Raw genomic sequence first — 17,106 nt, forward strand, 5'->3', positions numbered from 1 at the left:
ACACGTATAGAAATGATCGTAAGAATAGGAAACTCCCGATTTAAAAGAATGAAAATTTATAATTCAAAATTCATAACTCAGAATTAAAAATTACCTTTGCAAAATGAATAAGAAACACCATTCCAACAATATACTTTTGAATTTAGGCATCGAAAGCCTGAACGAAATGCAGGAAGTAGCACAAGATACGATCCTGAATGACAATAATGTTTTATTGCTTTCGCCAACAGGTTCCGGAAAAACTTTGGCTTTTTTGTTGCCCATTTTAGAAATGTTACAACCCGAAATTCAATCGGTTCAATGTTTGATTTTGGTTCCATCACGCGAATTAGGATTACAAATTGAGCAAGTTTGGAAAAAAATGGGGACTGATTATAAAGTAAATGTGTGCTACGGCGGACATTCCATAGATACTGAAATCAAGAATTTAAGTAATCCTCCGGCAGTTTTAATAGGAACTCCGGGAAGAATTGCGGACCATATCGACAGAGGAACTTTCCGAGTGGATAAAATCCAAACGTTGATTTTGGATGAATTTGACAAATCATTGCAATTGGGTTTCCATGAGCAAATGTCATTTATCATTGGAAAATTAACGAAACTGAACAAACGCGTTTTGGTTTCGGCAACTTCCGATATTGAGATTCCAAGATATACAAGAGTCGTAAACCCAACAATTTTGGATTTCATTCCAGAAAACGTGGACGAAACGAATCTTTCCATGAAAATGGTCGTTTCAAAAGAAAAAGACAAAATAGGAAGTTTGTTCAACTTGATTTGTTCGTTGAAATCACAGTCGGCAATTGTTTTTTGTAACCATCGTGATGCTGCAGAACGCATCAGCGATACCTTGAACGAAAAAGGAATTTATGCCACGTATTATCATGGTGGAATGGATCAGGACGAAAGAGAGCGCGCATTAATCCAGTTCAGAAACGGAAGTGTAAGTTATCTAATCACAACCGATTTAGCTGCTCGTGGACTTGATATTCCCGAAATGAATCACGTAATTCATTATCATTTGCCATCAAAAGAAGACGAATTCACTCATAGAAACGGACGTACAGCGCGTATGCTGGCTTCAGGAACTGCTTATATCATTGCTCATGAAAGTGAGAAAAAAATGGATTATATCGATTATGGTATGGAAGCTTTGAAAATCGAAAACTCGACTTCATTACCAAAACCACCTGAATTTCAAACGATTTACATCAGTGGCGGGAAGAAAAATAAACTGAATAAAATTGATATCGTAGGTTTCTTTTCCCAAAAAGGGAAATTAGAAAAAGGCGATTTAGGATTAATCGAAGTGAAAGATTTTATCTCATTTGCTGCCGTGAAATTCAATAAAGTAAAAGACTTGCTTCATGCTATTAAGGACGAAAAAATGAAAGGCAAGAAATTTAAAATCGAAGTAGCTCGAAAAGTGATTAAGAAAGAAGAGGAATAGTGAAAGGTGAGTAGTGAAATGTGATTAGTGAATGGTTTTTAAATATTCAAGGGTCAGTTTTTTGTATTCATCAAAAAATAAAAAAATCGTTAGCAGTAAATTTTACTGCTAACGATTTTTAATTTATAAAAGATATTTTTTTAGAGGTATTTAGTAACTAGAAATACCTATCTGTATACTATTCACCTTTCACTACTCACTTTTCACTGAAATGAGCTATATCTTTTTAACGTATTGTGTAATAATTACAATAGTCTGACCGTCAACTTTTCCTTCAATGTATTCCGCATTTTCATGGTCTAGTCTGATGTTACGCACTGCAGTTCCTTGTTTAGCCACCATACTGGAGCCTTTTACTTTCAAATCTTTGATTAAAACGACTGAATCTCCAATTTCAAGAATCACTCCGTTACTATCACGGTGAATTACTTTGTTTTCTTCTTCTTCGCCTTCACCTGTTGCTTGTGCCCAAGCCAAAGTATCCTCGTCTAAATACATTTGGTCCAATAATTCTTGAGGCCAACCTGCCGAACGAAGACGACTTAACATTCTCCATACCACTACTTGTACTGGAATATGTTCACTCCACATGCTGTCATTCAAACATCTCCAATGATTTAAATCTACGTTATCCGGATTTTCGATTTGGTCAATACAAGTGCTGCAAGCCATGATACTTTCGTCAAGTCCACCTTTTTTGGTAGGCAAAACTTGGTATACTTTTAGGTTTTCGGTTGCACCACAAAGTTCACATTTTGATCCGCTACGTTTGCTTAATTCTCTTTCTATACTCATTGTTTGATGGCTTTTATTTTAGGCGAAATTACGGCTTATTGCCTTGTTTCACAAATTTATATTTTGTTGATAGTAAGCATTATTTTACACGAACTGCATCGGGAACCAGCATTTCATATTGACCTCCATTGCGGATTACATCTCTCACAATACTGGAACTGATATAGGAAGTTCTTGCGGCAGTCAATAAAAACACGGTTTCTATTTTTGATAAACGGCGATTGGTGTGAGCAATTGCTTTTTCAAATTCGAAATCGGCTGGATTGCGCAAACCACGAAGGATAAAATCGGCTTTTATTCTATGGCACAAATCAATCGTCAAACCTTCATAGGTAATCACCGAAACTTTAGGTTCATTCTTGAAAGTCTCTTCGATAAAACGTTTTCTGTCTTCCAGTGAAAACATGTATTTTTTTTCGGCATTGACACCAATGGCAATCACGATTTCATCAAATAACGAAATGCTTCTTTTGATGATATCTTCATGTCCTAAGGTGATGGGGTCAAATGAACCCGGGAATATGGCTTTTCTCATTTTTATATTTTTAGGCTAAAGCCAATTCTATCGCATTTGTAAACAAATCTTCCAATGAAATTCCGGCGGCTTTGGCTTGTTGCGGAATCAAACTTTCCGTAGTCAATCCCGGAATAGTGTTCATTTCCAACATGTGTGGTTCTCCGTTTACCAATATAAATTCACTTCGGGAAAAACCTCTCATTTTGAGGACTTCGTAAGCGCGTTTGGCTATTTCGCTCACTTTTTGGGTCATTTCATCTGAGATTCTTGCCGGTGTGATTTCTTGTGATTTACCTAAATATTTAGCTTCATAATCGAAGAAATCATTGTCAGAAACGATTTCAGTAATTGGCAAAACGATTACTTTTCCTTTGTAATTGATAACTCCTACAGAAACTTCGGTGCCGTCAAGGAAACTTTCTATGATGATTTCGTTGTCTTCTTTGTAAGCGACTTCTATTGCGATAGGCAATTCATCGATGGTTTTTACTTTGGAAATTCCAAAACTGGAACCTGCTTTATTTGGTTTTACAAAACAAGGCAGGCCAACTTTAGCTACAATTTCGTCAGTATTTATAGCATCACCTTTGTTTAAGTAATAGGAAGTGGCGGTTTTTATTCCGTATGGTTTTAAAACAGATAATAAATCACGTTTGTTGAATGTCAAAGCTGCTTGGTAATAATCGCAGGAAGTTTGCGGAATATGCAATAATTCGAAATACGCCTGCATCAATCCGTCTTCGCCAGGCGTTCCGTGAATGGCGTTGAAAACACAGTCAAAAGTGATTTTATTACCATCAACAGTTACTGAAAAATCATTTTTATCGATAGGAAATTCAGCGTCATTAGCATCAACATAGACCCATTTTTCTTTGAAAATATGGATTCGGAATCCGTTGTATTTCGTTTTGTCCAGAAATTGATATACGACGTTTCCGCTGATAAGTGAGATTTTATACTCGCTGGAATATCCGCCCATGATGATGGCAATGTTTTTCATTTTGTATCGTTTTGTTCTTAGTTGTTCGAATAAATAATAAGGTGTTTTTAGCACTAGATTCTAGCCCCGATAGCAGTGGAAATCCTTTTTATCAGCCTTTTCGGCGGATAAAAAGATTATAACGAATAGCGGGAAATAGCTCCAAAAAGCATTAAACAAAATTATCATTTTTTTTGAAACGAAATAGCTTTATCTTTGCCACATATAAAAATAAATTTATGAGTTTACGTAAGTATCTTACAAGCCGCGTCTTTTTAGTACAAGTATTAATTGCTCTTGCCATTATTGCCGCTTTGGGCTATTTGTTTATGCATTGGTTGACTTTTACAACAGATCATGGTCATGAAATTGCAGTTCCGAATTTGAGTAAATTGACTGAAGAGCAAGTGGAAGAAAAGCTGGATGAGTTGGATTTAGATTATGTGCTTTTGGATAGTGTGGATTATAGAAGTGATTTCCCGCAATTCAGTGTGGTAGAGCAAGATCCAACACCGGGTACAAAGGTAAAAGTAGGTAGAAAAATATACATAAAAATAAATACTTCGGGATTTTCATCCGTGCGAATTCCTGATTTGATTGAAAAAACATATCGTGAAGCGGTGCCTACGTTGAAAGCGTTAGGGCTTGAGGAAGGAACGGTTACGTATGTTCCAAATCTTGGAAAAGATATGGTATTGGAAATGCGTTTCAAAGGAAGAAACCTGAAAGTAGGGGACAGAGTCTTGAAATCATCCAAAATTGATTTGGTTTTAGGAGACGGAAAAATGAGTTATGAAGAAGAAGAAAGTGCTGCGGATACTCTGGTTGCACCAATAGAAGAAACACCAGTTGATGAACAATAATATAGATACAATAGATTTAGAAGACGAGTTATTTGAACATTTCAGGTTTGAAGTTCCTAAAGGCCAAACGTCTTTGCGAATTGATAAATACTTGATGAGCCTAATTCAAAATGCAACTCGCAATAAAATACAAACTGCAGCTACCGAAGGAAATATTTTTGTAAACGACGCCACGGTAAAGTCGAATTACAAAGTGAAAGCCAATGATGTGGTTCGTGTGATGCTTACCCATCCTCCTTTTGAAAATAGGGTAGATCCTGAAGATATTCCATTAGATATTGTCTATGAAGATGCTACTCTTTTATTGATTAATAAGCCGCCAGGATTGGTGGTGCATCCCGGTTACGGGAATTATACGGGAACATTAGTGAATGCGTTGGCTTTTCATTTTGAGAATTTACCCATGAACAGCAGTGAACGTCCCGGATTAGTACATCGAATTGATAAAGATACTTCGGGTTTATTGGTGATTGCCAAAACCGAAGCGGCGATGACGCATCTTGCCAAACAATTTGAAGCCAAAACTTCTGAAAGAGAATATGTCGCTTTGGTTTGGGGAAATGTTGTCGAAGAGAAAGGGACAATTGAGGGAAATTTAGCACGACACTTGAAAGATCGCATGCAAATGGCGGTTTTTACTGATCCGGAAATAGGGAAACCTGCCGTGACGCATTATAAAGTTTTGGAACGTTTCGGATACGTAACATTGATTTCGTGCCAACTGGAAACCGGAAGAACGCACCAGATTCGTGCGCACTTGAAACACATAGGTCATCCGCTTTTTAATGACGAGCGTTATGGCGGTCATTTGATTTTGAAAGGAACTACGTTTACGAAATACAAACAATTTATTGACAACTGTTTTAAAGCTTTACCAAGACAGGCTTTACATGCTAAAACATTAGGTTTTGTGCATCCTACGACCAAAGAGATGATGCGTTTTGATACGGAACTTCCGCAGGATTTTCAGGATTGTATCGAGAAATGGAGAGGCTATTCAAAATCCCATGGTACAGACGAAGTAGAAGAATAAAAATATGAAAAGCCCCGGATTGGGGCTTTTTTTGTTTCTAGCCTCAAAGGCGAGACTTAGTAAAACCGTCTAAGTTAATTGCAAATTCTGTTTTTCAATGGTCACATTAAAATTTATATCCGCTTTTAAGGCTTTAAAAACTTTCAATATTGTGTCAATAGTTGCGCTATTTGTACTGCTTTCAAGTTTAGAAATCTGTGCTTTTTTTACACCAATAAGTTCACCCAATTGTTCTTGAGTTAAATTTCGCTCTTGTCGGGCTTTTTTAATCATGCGCCCTAAAATATCCATACGAAGTTCATATTCATATTTTTCTCTTTCTTCAGTGCCAATGTTTCCGATATATTTATCTTTCATTTCTGAAAGTGAAGTTGATTTCATTTCTGTAGTTGCCATGGTATTATTTTTTTTGTTTATTTTCAAAATATTTTGCTCGTATTTTACTTGCTCTTTCTATTTCGTTTGTGGGAACTTTGTCTACTTTTTTTACAAATCCGTGGGTTGCAAAAACTAATGTATTTTTATCATCTGTTTTGTCCCAAAAGGCCAACAATCTAATTTGAAGTCCGCCAAATCTTGTTCTAAACTCCCAAATATCATGCTGTAATTTTTTGAATAATTTTGGGTCGTTGGTTTGCTCTGCAATGTCAATGGTATAGAAAATTTTAGAAATCGTTTTTTGATCCAGTTTTGCTATAAATTTCTCGGCTTCTTCTAAAAATCTTGTTTCGAAAAATTTCAAACGTATAATTTTTACAAAGATAGATAAAGTTTCTAAATTTAGAAACTTTATCTATCTTTTTGATTGTGTTGCTTATTGTTGTGGGCGTAAAGTCAGAGACATTTGCGCAGCGTATACAAGGAACACTTTGCGTAGCAGGCGTTTTTTTAAGGATTCTCTTTCTTCAATTCCATTTGAATAGTGTCATTGTTGAAAATCATTGTCCACTGCATTGATTCATTTTTGAATTTATTAATCTGAACAGGAATAGTATCTGGTTTTTTAGGATTTTTCTCGAAAGAAATTACCTTTAATTTATTTGTATTATTGTTGTATTCATATTTCATAAATATTGATGTACTATCAACATACATATTTGGATTAGGACAGTATAGCATTTTTCCACGTTCTTCAAAATAAATAATTTTCCACGCTAATGTATCTTTTTTCCACGCTTTTTCTGAAACTATGTTTCCATTTCGTGTCATTTTTTCGACTTTCCATTTTCCAAAATATTTTTCAGATTTACGAACATCATAACTATAGTAGCTTACAAATAAAAAAGGTATTAATATGCAAAAAATACGTGCTGAAATTCGGAATATATTATTCCCAATTGAAGGTAATGTATTCTTATATTGACTAAAAAAAGCAATTATATCTTCTTTTCTCTCCAATAATAAATAGCTTAATCCTAAAGTCATAATTATGGATATGAAAGTAGTAAGAGGACCAATACCGTAAAATATGTTAATCAATACAATGTTAAATAGAACTGGTAAAAGTGTAATTACGCCCATCAATACGGTACGTCTAAATAATAAAAGAATACTACCTATTATTTGAAATAATCCAACAATTATTGAGAGCCCATAAGAATATCCGTAATATTTCCAAGTAAGTTCTTGACCTGTTAATGTATTAACTAATGAATCTTCAGTATGAAAGGAAAATGCAAAATTGACATCAAATAGTTTTTCAAAACCAAATGCAGAAATATAAAAAGCAAGCCAATACCGTAAAATAGTAGTTAGCCAAATATGATATTTTTGGGAATTTATAATTTTATTTTTTTCTTTATATTGCCAATAAAATGATAAACCTACAGAAAATAGAATTGCAATAATCAAAGATATGATTCCAACAGGAAATACATATTGAGTCAGCTTGTACGGAAAAAGAGGTAAAATAATATGAAGAATTGAATCAACTCCACCTACGATTGCTAAAAAACTTAAAAAAAATTTCGAAAACCATTTTGTATTATTTTGTGTTCCACTTGAGTTCATAGGTTTATTTTAATTATTACTTTTCGGTTTCTGCTTGGGCAAAATGACACCTAACTTGCATATACGTTTGGCAACGTCCTACATATAAACCTTAAATAGGTTTACTATATCTGATAACCGTCAGTATTCATTTCTCAAATATAATCAAATTATTCTCACAAATATATCTGTTTCTTAAAACTAAATCCATCCTGTAAAAACATTTCAGGAAAACATTGATACTGATTCCAGTATAAAATGTACAACAAGAAATAGGACGGTTGTTAATTAAAAGTTAAACCAATGAATACTATTCAATTTACTGGCACTAAAATTTATTTTTGATATTGATTAACCATTAAAAAACCACTAAATGAAGAAACTTTTCATTTTAACCGCAATTGCTGCAGCGATGCTTGTGCCCACCACCCAATTTGCACAGTCCAAAAAGAAAAAAGATAAAAATGCCGCTGTCGTTCCTCCTCCCGAAAAGAAACCGGAAACCACTATCAAGGAATACAGCAAGGTAATTACTAAAGACGCCGTTTCTGACCAAGGATTGTTTACGGTACACAAAGTAGATAAAAAATATTTCTTCGAAATCCCTAATAAATACCTGGATAAAGACATGCTTTTGGTGAGTCGGTTATCTAAACTGCCTTCTAATTTAGGTGGCGGATATGTAAATGCTGGCTCCGAAACCAATGAGCAATTGATAGTTTGGCAGCGTTTTCAGGATAAAATCCTTATCAAGTTAAAATCATTCAGTGCGGTTGCCAATGACAGTTTGCCTATCAGTATTTCGGTGAAATCTAATAATTATGAGCCTACCTTATTTGCTTTTGATATCGTGGCATTCAGCAAAGATTCTGCAAATACGGTGATTGATGTGACTAAATTTTATGGTACTGATGTGAGAGCCATCAGCGGTTTATCAGCAGAAATGAGAGAAACCTACAAAGTAAAAGGAATGGATGATTCCCGCAGTTTTATCAATACGATGAAAAGTTTCCCGATGAACATTGAAGTGATTCAGGATTTCACCTATAACGCTTCTAAACCGCCTGTTCAGGAAGATTCAGAAACGATTAGCATCCAAATGAATCAGTCGATGATTTTATTGCCTGAAAAACCAATGCAACCTCGATTAGCTGATCCACGTGTGGGATGGTTTACGATGAATCAAATCGATTATGGAAGCAACGAATTGAAATCAGATAGCAAAACTTATATCCGTCGTTGGAAATTGGAGCCTAAAGATCCTGTCGCTTACTCAAAAGGTGAACTGGTTGAACCAATAAAACCTATCGTATATTATTTAGATCCTGCTACACCTGAAAAATTGCGAAAGTATATCAAACAAGGAATTGAAGATTGGCAAAAGCCTTTTGAAACTGCTGGTTTTAAAAATGCAATTATCGCCAAAGACGCACCAACGAAGGAACAAGATCCTGATTTTAGCCCGGAAGACATCCGTTATTCTGTAATTCGTTATGTGGCAAGTACGACTCGTAATGCCGTTGGACCCAGCGTTTCTGATCCCAGAACGGGAGAAATTATCGAGAGTGATGTAATTTGGTACCACAACCATTTGCGTTCGTACAGAAATCGCTATTTGTTAGAAACGGGAGCTGCAAATCCTACAGCAAGAACATTGAATACAAGTGATGAAGAAATGGGTGAAATGATGCGTATGGTTATCGCTCACGAAGTAGGTCATGCTCTTGGTTTTCCTCATAACATGGGTGCAAGTTGCGCTTATGACACTGAAAATTACAGAAATGGTGATTTTACACAGAAAAACGGAATCGCAGCCAGTTTGATGGATTATGCCCGTTTTAATTACATCGCACAACCTGGAGATAAAAACGTTCGTTTTATACGCCAAATGGGACCTTACGATCATTATGCTACTAATTGGGGATACAGAGTTATTCCAAATGCGACTTCACCAGAGGTTGAAGTGCCTACATTAGACAAATGGATTATGGAAAAAGCCGGAAATCCTATTTATAAATTCGGGAAACAAAGCAGTAGCTTTGACCCGTCTTCACAAACGGAAGATATTGGAAATAATTCAATGAAAGCGGGTACTTACGGACTTAAAAACTTGCAATATGTAGCGGCACATTTACCAGAATGGACGAGTGATGTGACTAACAATTACGAGGATTTAGATGAGTTGTACAAAGAGATGATGGATGTATGGAGCAGGTATGTAGGGCATGTGGTGACCAATGTTGGAGGTGTTTATGAAGCTACTAAAAAGCCAAACCAAAAAGGAAGTATTTACGATATTGTACCAAAAGCAAAGCAACAAGAAGCAATGCAATGGTTGCAGGCCAATGCTTTTGCATCTCCAACATGGTTGGTAAATGTGAGCACATTGAAAAATATTGATTATTCCGGTTACACAGAGCGTTTTAGAAATTTACAAGCCAGACATTTGAATAGTGTAATGAGTTTTGAGCGCATTGGCCGATTGATGGATGCCGAAATAATGGGTACTGCTAATTATAAAGCGTTGGATTTATTGGGTGATATGCGCAGAGGAATTTGGAAAGAAGCCGGTTTAGGTTCGAATGTGACTATTTACAGAAGAAATTTACAACGTGCCTATATTGAAAGAATGAGTTATCTGATGAAAGAAGAAATTAAATCAGGTCGTCCTTCGGACTATTATAATGTGGCGCAATCGGATGTGAGAGGATTGGTTAGAGGTGAATTGACTGCTTTAAAATCTACTTTATCAGTTGCTAAAACCAGAGCTGTGAATGCAGAAACAAAATACCATTATGAAGATGCTATCAAAAGAATTGAGTTGATCTTAAATCCAAAATAATCAGAGTGTAACAAATTCTGTTTCACTAAAAAAAATCCGCTAGAAAGCGGATTTTTTGGTGTTATAAAAAAGGATTTTATACTATGAAAACGATTTATTTCATTGGAAAATTAGCTTCGAAAGCCTTAAATCTGGAGTCTAAATCTTTAAGCAATTGCTTTTTTACGGAAGCTTCTTTTATAAAACTGTAATTAATACTGTTGTAAACAAATTGCTTGATATCCGTATAAGAAACGTCCTTATATCTTTTGGCTAACAAAACATATTGCTCGGTCATATTGGTGCGTAAAATCCCCGCATCATCCGTGCTGATTACGATAGGAACACCAAACTCTTTATACAAGGTCAACGGATGACGGCTTTCTTTCACTTTCAAAATGAATTCGTTGCTCACTAAGTTAATTTCGATAGGAATGGTTTTTTTAGCCATGTAGCGCAATAAATTATACGAATCTTTCTCGTACGCCATAGCTACTCCGTGACCGATACGATTGGCTCCAGCTGTATAAACGGCTGCTCCAATGTGCCAAGTCAGCTCTTCCGGTTGCACTAAACCCAGCGTCAGTTCGCCGGCATGCATCGTGTATTTTACATTTGGATAACGGGAATGACAGTATTTAAACATCATCATGTGCAACCAATAATCTTTCATCGAGGTTTCGCCATCTTCCGGAGAAACAATGTTGACACCCGCCATCAGCGGACTTCCATCTGCCGAAATGAATGCGATTACCAGATTTTTGAATAAATCTACAGGTTCCATGAAACGCAAGACAAAATTTTGATACCGCATTGTAAATTGTTTGTCATCAATTTTAAGGTCTTTGTGAAGTTTAGCTACAAAATTTGTGTTGAACGCTGTGGCATAGGATTCAGCATCTTTTTTCAGCAATGAATTGTATAACGAATCAAGCGACTTAGTAATGGCTTTTTCATCTTTTGCCAAAGCCAATTTTCGCAATCTGGAATTGAATTGCGTCAAATCATCGGTAATCATCGTTGTTGGAATCGTAGATAATTGCGTTTCAATATAACTGACATTTTCCGAAATAGCTCTATTTTTTAGTTCCAATAAACCTTGTCCAAAATTCCCTTTGATGGCCGGTTCAAACTTCATAAAGGATTCAAAAAACAATTTATCCGATGGATAATCCACATAATTATAGTCTTTTACAGACCATTTTTGCATGATTTGTTGTTTGTAAACGTCTAATGTTCCGTTGCTTTTTAATGTTGAAAATTGTTCCCAGTTTCCGGTTGATGGTTTTTCTTTTAAAACATCCATCGTTTCGGTATTGAGATAAAAATCATCAGCAATAGAGCGTTGTAATAAAGGTTCAGCATAAATAGAACCAGAATAGTGGTGGTGTAAATCGCCCCCTTTTGGCATTTGGGAAAAGAAAGCGGTTAGTTCCGCTTCATTATTTCTAATCTTTTCAAAATAGTCATTTGGAGCTTGAGAATAAGCACTATTCAATACGGTTATAAAAAGGAAAGTATATATTAATTTCATGTTTTAAATTTTTATCGAAAGAATGGGTTTACCAAATTTTTCAATTAATAAGTGAGTATTTTTAACCAATGTATGAGTTTCAAAATCAATTTATTACCACTTATTTAGGGTACAAAATCATAAATTTTCAGGAACATTTCAAGTAAAGGTAAATTTTTGCCAAATTTACGCAATTCCGATTTCTATTTTACACATCGAATAAAAAGTTTTATTTTTGTCACTCTTTGAAAAACAAGTTTAATTTTTTTTCTGAGTTATAATACTTCGAACGAGTCCTTTGTATCAATTTATTTATACAATTTTGTATTATTTTTATTGACTTCTACCGGGATTTTGATTCTATAAATCCTAATATCACTATTTACAGACCAAGTTATCTATAGCATGAAAAAACACTTTAAATTATTTGATTTTAAGCAAGTTGTTGACTACAAGACGGAAATTTTAGCAGGATTAACCGTCGCTATGACCATGATTCCCGAGTCACTTTCTTTTGCGATATTAGCTGGATTCCCGCCATTAGTAGGCTTATATGCCGCTTTTATAATGGGATTGGTTACCGCAATAATAGGAGGCCGACCCGGAATGGTTTCAGGAGGAGCAGGAGCAACCGTGATTGTTTTAATCGCTTTGATGAAATCAAATGGGATAGAATATGTTTTTGCAACAGTTGCTTTAGCGGGGATTATACAAATTTTAGTAGGCGTTTTTAAATTCGGAAAATTCATCCGTTTAGTGCCACAGCCCGTAATGTTTGGATTTGTGAATGGATTAGCGGTTGTTATTTTCATGTCGCAATTGGAACAATTCAAAACCATTGTCAACGGACAAAGCGTATGGCTTTCTGGAAGTCCGATGTTGATTATGCTGGGTTTGGTTGCGTTGACAATAGGAATTGTGGTGTTGCTTCCTAAAATAACAAAAGCAGTTCCAGCGTCATTAGTTGCCATTATTGTGGTGTTTGCATTGGTTTTTTTCTTTGGTATCGAAACCAAAACCGTACGTGATATTGCTTCAGTAAGCGGTGGTTTTCCGCCATTTCATATTCCTAATATTCCCATAAACTTCGAAACGTTGCAAATTATATTTCCGTACGCTTTAATCATGGCTTCGGTTGGATTAACAGAAGGCTTGTTGACGTTGAATTTAGTGGATGAAATCACCGAAACAAAAGGAAGCGGAAACCGGGAATGTATTGCGCAAGGAAGTGCGAATATTTTAAATGGTTTTTTCTTCGGGATGGGTGGTTGTCCTATGATTGCTCAAACTTTAGTGAATCTTTCGGCTGGTTCCAGAGCGCGATTGTCTGGAATAATTGCTGCGTTGACTATCCTTGGAATTATTTTATTTGGTGCCCCAATAATTGAACAATTGCCTATGGCGGCTTTGGTTGGTGTTATGTTTATGGTGGCAATTGGGACATTTGAATGGGCGAGTTTTAGAATCATCAATAAAATGCCCAAACACGATATTTTTGTTGGAGTATTGGTCGCATTGATAACTATTGTATTGCATAATTTGGCTCTAGCCGTTTTAATTGGAGTAATTATTTCTGCTTTGGTTTTTGCTTGGGAAAGTGCCAAAAGAATTCGAGCCAAGAAATACATTGATGAAAAAGGAGTGAAGCATTATGAAATATATGGGCCTTTATTTTTTGGATCAACAACTGCTTTTTCGGAGAAATTTGATGTTACAAATGACCCGAACGAAGTAATTATTGATTTTAAAGAAAGTAAAATTACTGATATGAGTGCGATTGATGCTGTGAATAAAATTACGGAACGGTATGCTAAGCTCAATAAAACGGTTCATTTACGACATTTAAGTGCTGATTGCAGAACGTTATTGAAAAATGCTGATACCGTGATAGACGTAAATATATTGGAAGATCCTACTTATAAAATTGTTGCCGATTAGTTTTTAGGATTTGTTGTTATACCGTTATTTTTTAGACTTGTTTAAGTTATCCTTCATTCTCGCTTGAATAATTTTCTTTAAAAGTGCTTCAGGAATTGGTTTTTCAGGAGTAAAACGGATGGTTCCACTGGCTAAATTGAAATCTTTTAATTCGTCTTTAAATTGTTCGACAGTAGTTGCATTCCATGGATAAAAACTACAATGATTTTTAAATGCAGCAAAGCTACACAACATACCATGAAATTTGTAGGCAGGCATTTTATAACTAATAAACTCTTCAGCTTCTGGTGCTACTGTTTTAATGATTTTTCGTACTTTCTCTAAAGTAATTCTTTGATTTTCTGGTAGTTTAATTAAATAGTTATCAACATCATTGCCTTTACTATTGTCAGTGAAATTAGTCATAGCTATTTTTATTTTTGAATTATTTTTCATTCTTAAATTAGTTTTCTAATCAATACGTAAAAGCCATTGTCCTCTAATTTGAATTTAAAAAAGCTGTTTTTAAGTTTAAATAATTCCAATTATTAATAGAATAGCAAATAGAATAAGCATAAAAGTCACTATATTTTGAATGGTTACTAAGGTAACTTTTTTTAGTAATTTATTGCCAAAATAAGCTCCAATAAATGCCGAAAGTGTGGCTAGAGTCAGTAAAGTGTAATCAAATTGGCTTTGATTATTCAGTATTTGTTTCGAATAAACAGTTAGTCTGGAAATGTCCACTAAACAAGCGATTACCACACCGGTTGCAATGAAAGATTGTTTGGATAAATTAGCTCTTATCAAAAATGCGGCTCTTAAAGCACCTTGATTTCCGGAAAGACCACCAAAAAAACCACTCAAAATTCCTCCTACAGGAAGGTATTTCTTGTCAAACTGTAAGTTGACAAAACTAGGAACGACTTCAAAGAGAGCGAAAAATAACAACACAATTCCAATAATTAGTTTTATTGGCATAATTTCAAAAGTCTGATTTCCTATTTGATAATCCGTTAGCGGTTGCATATCTGTCAATAAGGAAAGTACATATGCGCCAAGAAATGCGAAAATAATTGCAGGAATCCCAAAACGCAAAACAACATTTAGATTAGCACTTTTACCCAATAAAAATAATTTAAAAAGATTGTTTAAAAAATGAACTATTGCGGTAAGTAAAATAGCCATTTCGATAGGGAAAAATAGCCCAAATACAGGAACAAGTAATGTTCCAAGCCCAAAACCGGAAAATAATGTCAAGCCAGAACCTATTAATGCAGCAAGACAAATGATGATGTATTCCATTTCATTTTAGATTTAAAATAAGAAAGCTATAGCAAAGGTTGCGTTTCGTTTTCGGAATAATTCAAATCCGTATGGAAGGTTTCTTTTAATTTCCAAAGTGCCAAAATTGAAATTATCGATAATAGTGTTCCAACAATCATAGCCGATTTCAGAATATCTCCATCAAAAATAGTGTCTCTGAAAAAGCCATAAATGATAATAATCAGCGGCAACGAACCTCGAACAAAATTTGGAACTGTTGTAGTCACGGTTGCACGAATATTGGTTCCGAATTGCTCTGCTGCAATAGTGACAAATAGTACCCAATAGCCTACGGAAAAGCCCATGATAAAACAAAGTATATAGAAAGTGGATGCTGAAATTCCAAAAGCATTTAGGAACATAAAAACCATAATCAGATTAAAAGTCAGAAACAAGTACATTACTTTTTTTCGACTTTTCAGCCACTGACTTAATAATCCGCTGGCAATATCTCCAAAAACCAATCCGCCATAACACCAAGCAATTGCTTTTCCTGCTGCAATCGTTTCGAAGCCTTGAACATCTAATGCTTTAGCAAATTCAGGAGAGAAAGTGATTAATACGCCTACCAAAAACCACAACGGAATTCCGATAAGAATGCATTGGATGTATTTTGAAAAACGTTTTTTATTGGTAAATAAAGACAAGAAATCACCTTTTTTCTCTTCACTTTCTTGTACTTTTTTGAACATTCCCGATTCAGAAATACTGATTCGTAAGAATAATAATAGAAGCCCTAAAACGCCTCCTGCATAATAACACAAACGCCAATCTTGGAAAACCTGGTAGACTAAATAAGCAACTACGGCTCCCGAAACTCCTACAGATGCTACAATCATCGTTCCGTAACCCCGTTTTTCTTTGGGCAAACTTTCGGTTACCAAAGTGATTCCGGCACCTAATTCTCCTGCAAGTCCAATTCCCGCTATCAATCTCCAGAACGCGTATCCATCAACGGTGGTTACCATTCCGTTAGCAATATTGGCAACAGAATAAATCAAAATAGAACCAAATAAAACAGAAATTCGTCCTTTTTTATCGCCTAAGATTCCCCAAAGAATACCGCCAAAAAGCATCCCGAACATTTGCATACTAATCAAAAATTCTCCTTGATTCCTGATAGCATCACCGGTTATTCCTAAATCTTTAAGACTATCAGTACGAACGATTCCAAAAAGCAATAAATCATAAATGTCAACAAAATAACCTAGTGCGGCCACAATTACGGCAGCATTCAGGATTCGGACTGGTTTTTCTGTTTCAGAGGATAACGTATTGGTCATGTATTACTTGATTAAAAGTTGCATCAATAAATCGGTTTGTTCGTCATTTCCTAATGTAAAAACGTGTTTGTCGAATACAACAAATCCATTTTTAGCATAAAATCGAAGTGCTCTGTGATTTTCTTCCCAGACACCGAGCCAAATATAATCAACACTAGTACTTTTTGCAATGTTTTTTACTTCGTCAAGCAACAGTTGCCCAATGTTTTTTCCATGAAAAGTTTGCAAAACATAAATTCGTTGTATTTCTAAAGCATTTTCGTTGATGGTTTCGGTTTGAGCATCACCAAAGTTTATTTTTAAATATCCAACAGCTTCTGTATTCGAATACGCTACATAAAACTGGGAGTTTGCATTGTTCAATTCAGCCGTTAATTGTTCCGTATTTAAGCTGTCTTTTATATAATTGGCAATATTTTCGGGCGTATTTACAGCTGCAAAAGTCTCTGTAAAAGTTTGGATACTTATCTTTTGGATTATTTCCAAATCTGATAGTGTTGCTTTTTTAATTTCAATTGGGTTCATAATTAAAGAAAAATAGGTTGGTTTATTTACAACTCAAAAATAATTAAATTAGGGAACAATTTTCATTATCTATGGCACTATTAAACAAATCAGTT

General features: G+C 35.1%; 16 protein-coding genes. 5 read left to right on the plus strand and 11 right to left on the minus strand.

Annotation, left to right across the window (positions count from 1 at the left end):
- Positions 1-103 precede the first annotated feature (103 nt).
- Positions 104-1,450 (plus strand): DEAD/DEAH box helicase, encoded by a 1,347-nt coding sequence (locus tag QLS97_RS08545; protein ID WP_282715902.1) that lies wholly within the window; start codon positions 104-106, stop codon positions 1,448-1,450.
- 216 nt (positions 1,451-1,666) lie between these two features.
- Here QLS97_RS08545 and QLS97_RS08550 read toward each other — a convergent pair whose 3' ends face one another.
- The 3 genes from QLS97_RS08550 to QLS97_RS08560 form a co-directional block, all read right to left on the minus strand.
- Positions 1,667-2,245: a PhnA domain-containing protein gene (locus QLS97_RS08550; protein WP_282715903.1), complete on the minus strand. Its 579-nt coding sequence runs from the start codon at positions 2,243-2,245 to the stop codon at positions 1,667-1,669.
- 79 nt (positions 2,246-2,324) lie between these two features.
- Complete coding sequence (gene coaD, locus QLS97_RS08555; protein ID WP_282715905.1) at positions 2,325-2,780, minus strand: pantetheine-phosphate adenylyltransferase; 456 nt, start codon at positions 2,778-2,780, stop codon at positions 2,325-2,327.
- A gap of 10 nt (positions 2,781-2,790) precedes the next feature.
- Positions 2,791-3,762: a D-alanine--D-alanine ligase gene (locus QLS97_RS08560; protein ID WP_282715907.1), complete on the minus strand. Its 972-nt coding sequence runs from the start codon at positions 3,760-3,762 to the stop codon at positions 2,791-2,793.
- A gap of 218 nt (positions 3,763-3,980) precedes the next feature.
- On the opposite strand from QLS97_RS08560, the gene QLS97_RS08565 reads away from it, so the two are divergent.
- Positions 3,981-4,604 carry a PASTA domain-containing protein gene (locus QLS97_RS08565; protein WP_099715835.1) on the plus strand — a complete coding sequence of 208 codons (624 nt, stop codon included), beginning with the start codon at positions 3,981-3,983 and terminating at the stop codon, positions 4,602-4,604.
- On the plus strand, positions 4,594-5,637 hold the full coding sequence (locus tag QLS97_RS08570; RefSeq protein WP_282715909.1) for an RluA family pseudouridine synthase: 1,044 nt from the start codon (positions 4,594-4,596) through the stop codon (positions 5,635-5,637). The genes QLS97_RS08565 and QLS97_RS08570 overlap by 11 nt, the downstream gene beginning before the upstream one ends.
- A 69-nt stretch (positions 5,638-5,706) precedes the next feature.
- On the opposite strand, the gene QLS97_RS08575 is transcribed toward QLS97_RS08570, so the two are convergent.
- The 3 genes from QLS97_RS08575 to QLS97_RS08585 form a co-directional block, all read right to left on the minus strand.
- Positions 5,707-6,033 carry a helix-turn-helix domain-containing protein gene (locus QLS97_RS08575; protein WP_282715911.1) on the minus strand — a complete coding sequence of 109 codons (327 nt, stop codon included), beginning with the start codon at positions 6,031-6,033 and terminating at the stop codon, positions 5,707-5,709.
- A gap of 4 nt (positions 6,034-6,037) precedes the next feature.
- Complete coding sequence (locus QLS97_RS08580) at positions 6,038-6,379, minus strand: type II toxin-antitoxin system RelE/ParE family toxin (protein WP_282715913.1); 342 nt, start codon at positions 6,377-6,379, stop codon at positions 6,038-6,040.
- A 146-nt stretch (positions 6,380-6,525) separates the two neighbouring features.
- Positions 6,526-7,647: an ABC transporter ATP-binding protein gene (locus tag QLS97_RS08585; RefSeq protein WP_282715914.1), complete on the minus strand. Its 1,122-nt coding sequence runs from the start codon at positions 7,645-7,647 to the stop codon at positions 6,526-6,528.
- Between the two features lie 352 nt (positions 7,648-7,999).
- Between QLS97_RS08585 and QLS97_RS08590 the strand changes: the two genes are divergently transcribed.
- Complete coding sequence (locus QLS97_RS08590) at positions 8,000-10,468, plus strand: zinc-dependent metalloprotease (RefSeq protein WP_282715916.1); 2,469 nt, start codon at positions 8,000-8,002, stop codon at positions 10,466-10,468.
- Positions 10,469-10,562: 94 nt separating this feature from the next.
- Here the strand turns inward: QLS97_RS08590 and QLS97_RS08595 are convergent, their stop codons facing one another.
- A complete protein-coding gene (locus tag QLS97_RS08595) occupies positions 10,563-11,981 on the minus strand; it encodes an amidohydrolase family protein (RefSeq protein WP_282715917.1) in 1,419 nt (472 codons plus the stop codon).
- Positions 11,982-12,365: 384 nt separating this feature from the next.
- Between QLS97_RS08595 and QLS97_RS08600 the strand changes: the two genes are divergently transcribed.
- A complete protein-coding gene (locus tag QLS97_RS08600) occupies positions 12,366-13,898 on the plus strand; it encodes a SulP family inorganic anion transporter (RefSeq protein WP_282715919.1) in 1,533 nt (510 codons plus the stop codon).
- Between the two features lie 24 nt (positions 13,899-13,922).
- Here QLS97_RS08600 and QLS97_RS08605 read toward each other — a convergent pair whose 3' ends face one another.
- From QLS97_RS08605 to QLS97_RS08620, 4 genes are all read right to left on the minus strand, one after another.
- A complete protein-coding gene (locus tag QLS97_RS08605; RefSeq protein WP_282715920.1) occupies positions 13,923-14,333 on the minus strand; it encodes an iron chaperone in 411 nt (136 codons plus the stop codon).
- Between the two features lie 75 nt (positions 14,334-14,408).
- On the minus strand, positions 14,409-15,182 hold the full coding sequence (locus tag QLS97_RS08610; RefSeq protein WP_282715922.1) for a sulfite exporter TauE/SafE family protein: 774 nt from the start codon (positions 15,180-15,182) through the stop codon (positions 14,409-14,411).
- Positions 15,183-15,208: 26 nt separating this feature from the next.
- Complete coding sequence (locus QLS97_RS08615; protein ID WP_282715923.1) at positions 15,209-16,486, minus strand: MFS transporter; 1,278 nt, start codon at positions 16,484-16,486, stop codon at positions 15,209-15,211.
- Between the two features lie 3 nt (positions 16,487-16,489).
- The gene (locus tag QLS97_RS08620) at positions 16,490-17,011 is read right to left on the minus strand and encodes a GNAT family N-acetyltransferase (RefSeq protein ID WP_282715924.1); all 522 of its coding nucleotides are present in this window, start codon (positions 17,009-17,011) and stop codon (positions 16,490-16,492) included.
- Between the last annotated feature and the right edge of the window lie 95 nt (positions 17,012-17,106).

Origin of the sequence: Flavobacterium yafengii (genome assembly GCF_030010375.1) — a bacterium.
GTDB classification, from domain to species: Bacteria; Bacteroidota; Bacteroidia; order Flavobacteriales; family Flavobacteriaceae; genus Flavobacterium; species Flavobacterium yafengii.

Coding starts and splice junctions, on each gene's coding strand:
- QLS97_RS08545 (WP_282715902.1), top strand. CDS start 104: ATGAATAAGAAACACCATTCCAACAATATACTTTTGAATTTAGGCATC.
- QLS97_RS08550 (WP_282715903.1), bottom strand. CDS start 2,245: ATGAGTATAGAAAGAGAATTAAGCAAACGTAGCGGATCAAAATGTGAA.
- coaD (WP_282715905.1), bottom strand. CDS start 2,780: ATGAGAAAAGCCATATTCCCGGGTTCATTTGACCCCATCACCTTAGGA.
- QLS97_RS08560 (WP_282715907.1), bottom strand. CDS start 3,762: ATGAAAAACATTGCCATCATCATGGGCGGATATTCCAGCGAGTATAAA.
- QLS97_RS08565 (WP_099715835.1), top strand. CDS start 3,981: ATGAGTTTACGTAAGTATCTTACAAGCCGCGTCTTTTTAGTACAAGTA.
- QLS97_RS08570 (WP_282715909.1), top strand. CDS start 4,594: ATGAACAATAATATAGATACAATAGATTTAGAAGACGAGTTATTTGAA.
- QLS97_RS08575 (WP_282715911.1), bottom strand. CDS start 6,033: ATGGCAACTACAGAAATGAAATCAACTTCACTTTCAGAAATGAAAGAT.
- QLS97_RS08585 (WP_282715914.1), bottom strand. CDS start 7,647: ATGAACTCAAGTGGAACACAAAATAATACAAAATGGTTTTCGAAATTT.
- QLS97_RS08590 (WP_282715916.1), top strand. CDS start 8,000: ATGAAGAAACTTTTCATTTTAACCGCAATTGCTGCAGCGATGCTTGTG.
- QLS97_RS08595 (WP_282715917.1), bottom strand. CDS start 11,981: ATGAAATTAATATATACTTTCCTTTTTATAACCGTATTGAATAGTGCT.
- QLS97_RS08600 (WP_282715919.1), top strand. CDS start 12,366: ATGAAAAAACACTTTAAATTATTTGATTTTAAGCAAGTTGTTGACTAC.
- QLS97_RS08605 (WP_282715920.1), bottom strand. CDS start 14,333: ATGAAAAATAATTCAAAAATAAAAATAGCTATGACTAATTTCACTGAC.
- QLS97_RS08610 (WP_282715922.1), bottom strand. CDS start 15,182: ATGGAATACATCATCATTTGTCTTGCTGCATTAATAGGTTCTGGCTTG.
- QLS97_RS08615 (WP_282715923.1), bottom strand. CDS start 16,486: ATGACCAATACGTTATCCTCTGAAACAGAAAAACCAGTCCGAATCCTG.
- QLS97_RS08620 (WP_282715924.1), bottom strand. CDS start 17,011: ATGAACCCAATTGAAATTAAAAAAGCAACACTATCAGATTTGGAAATA.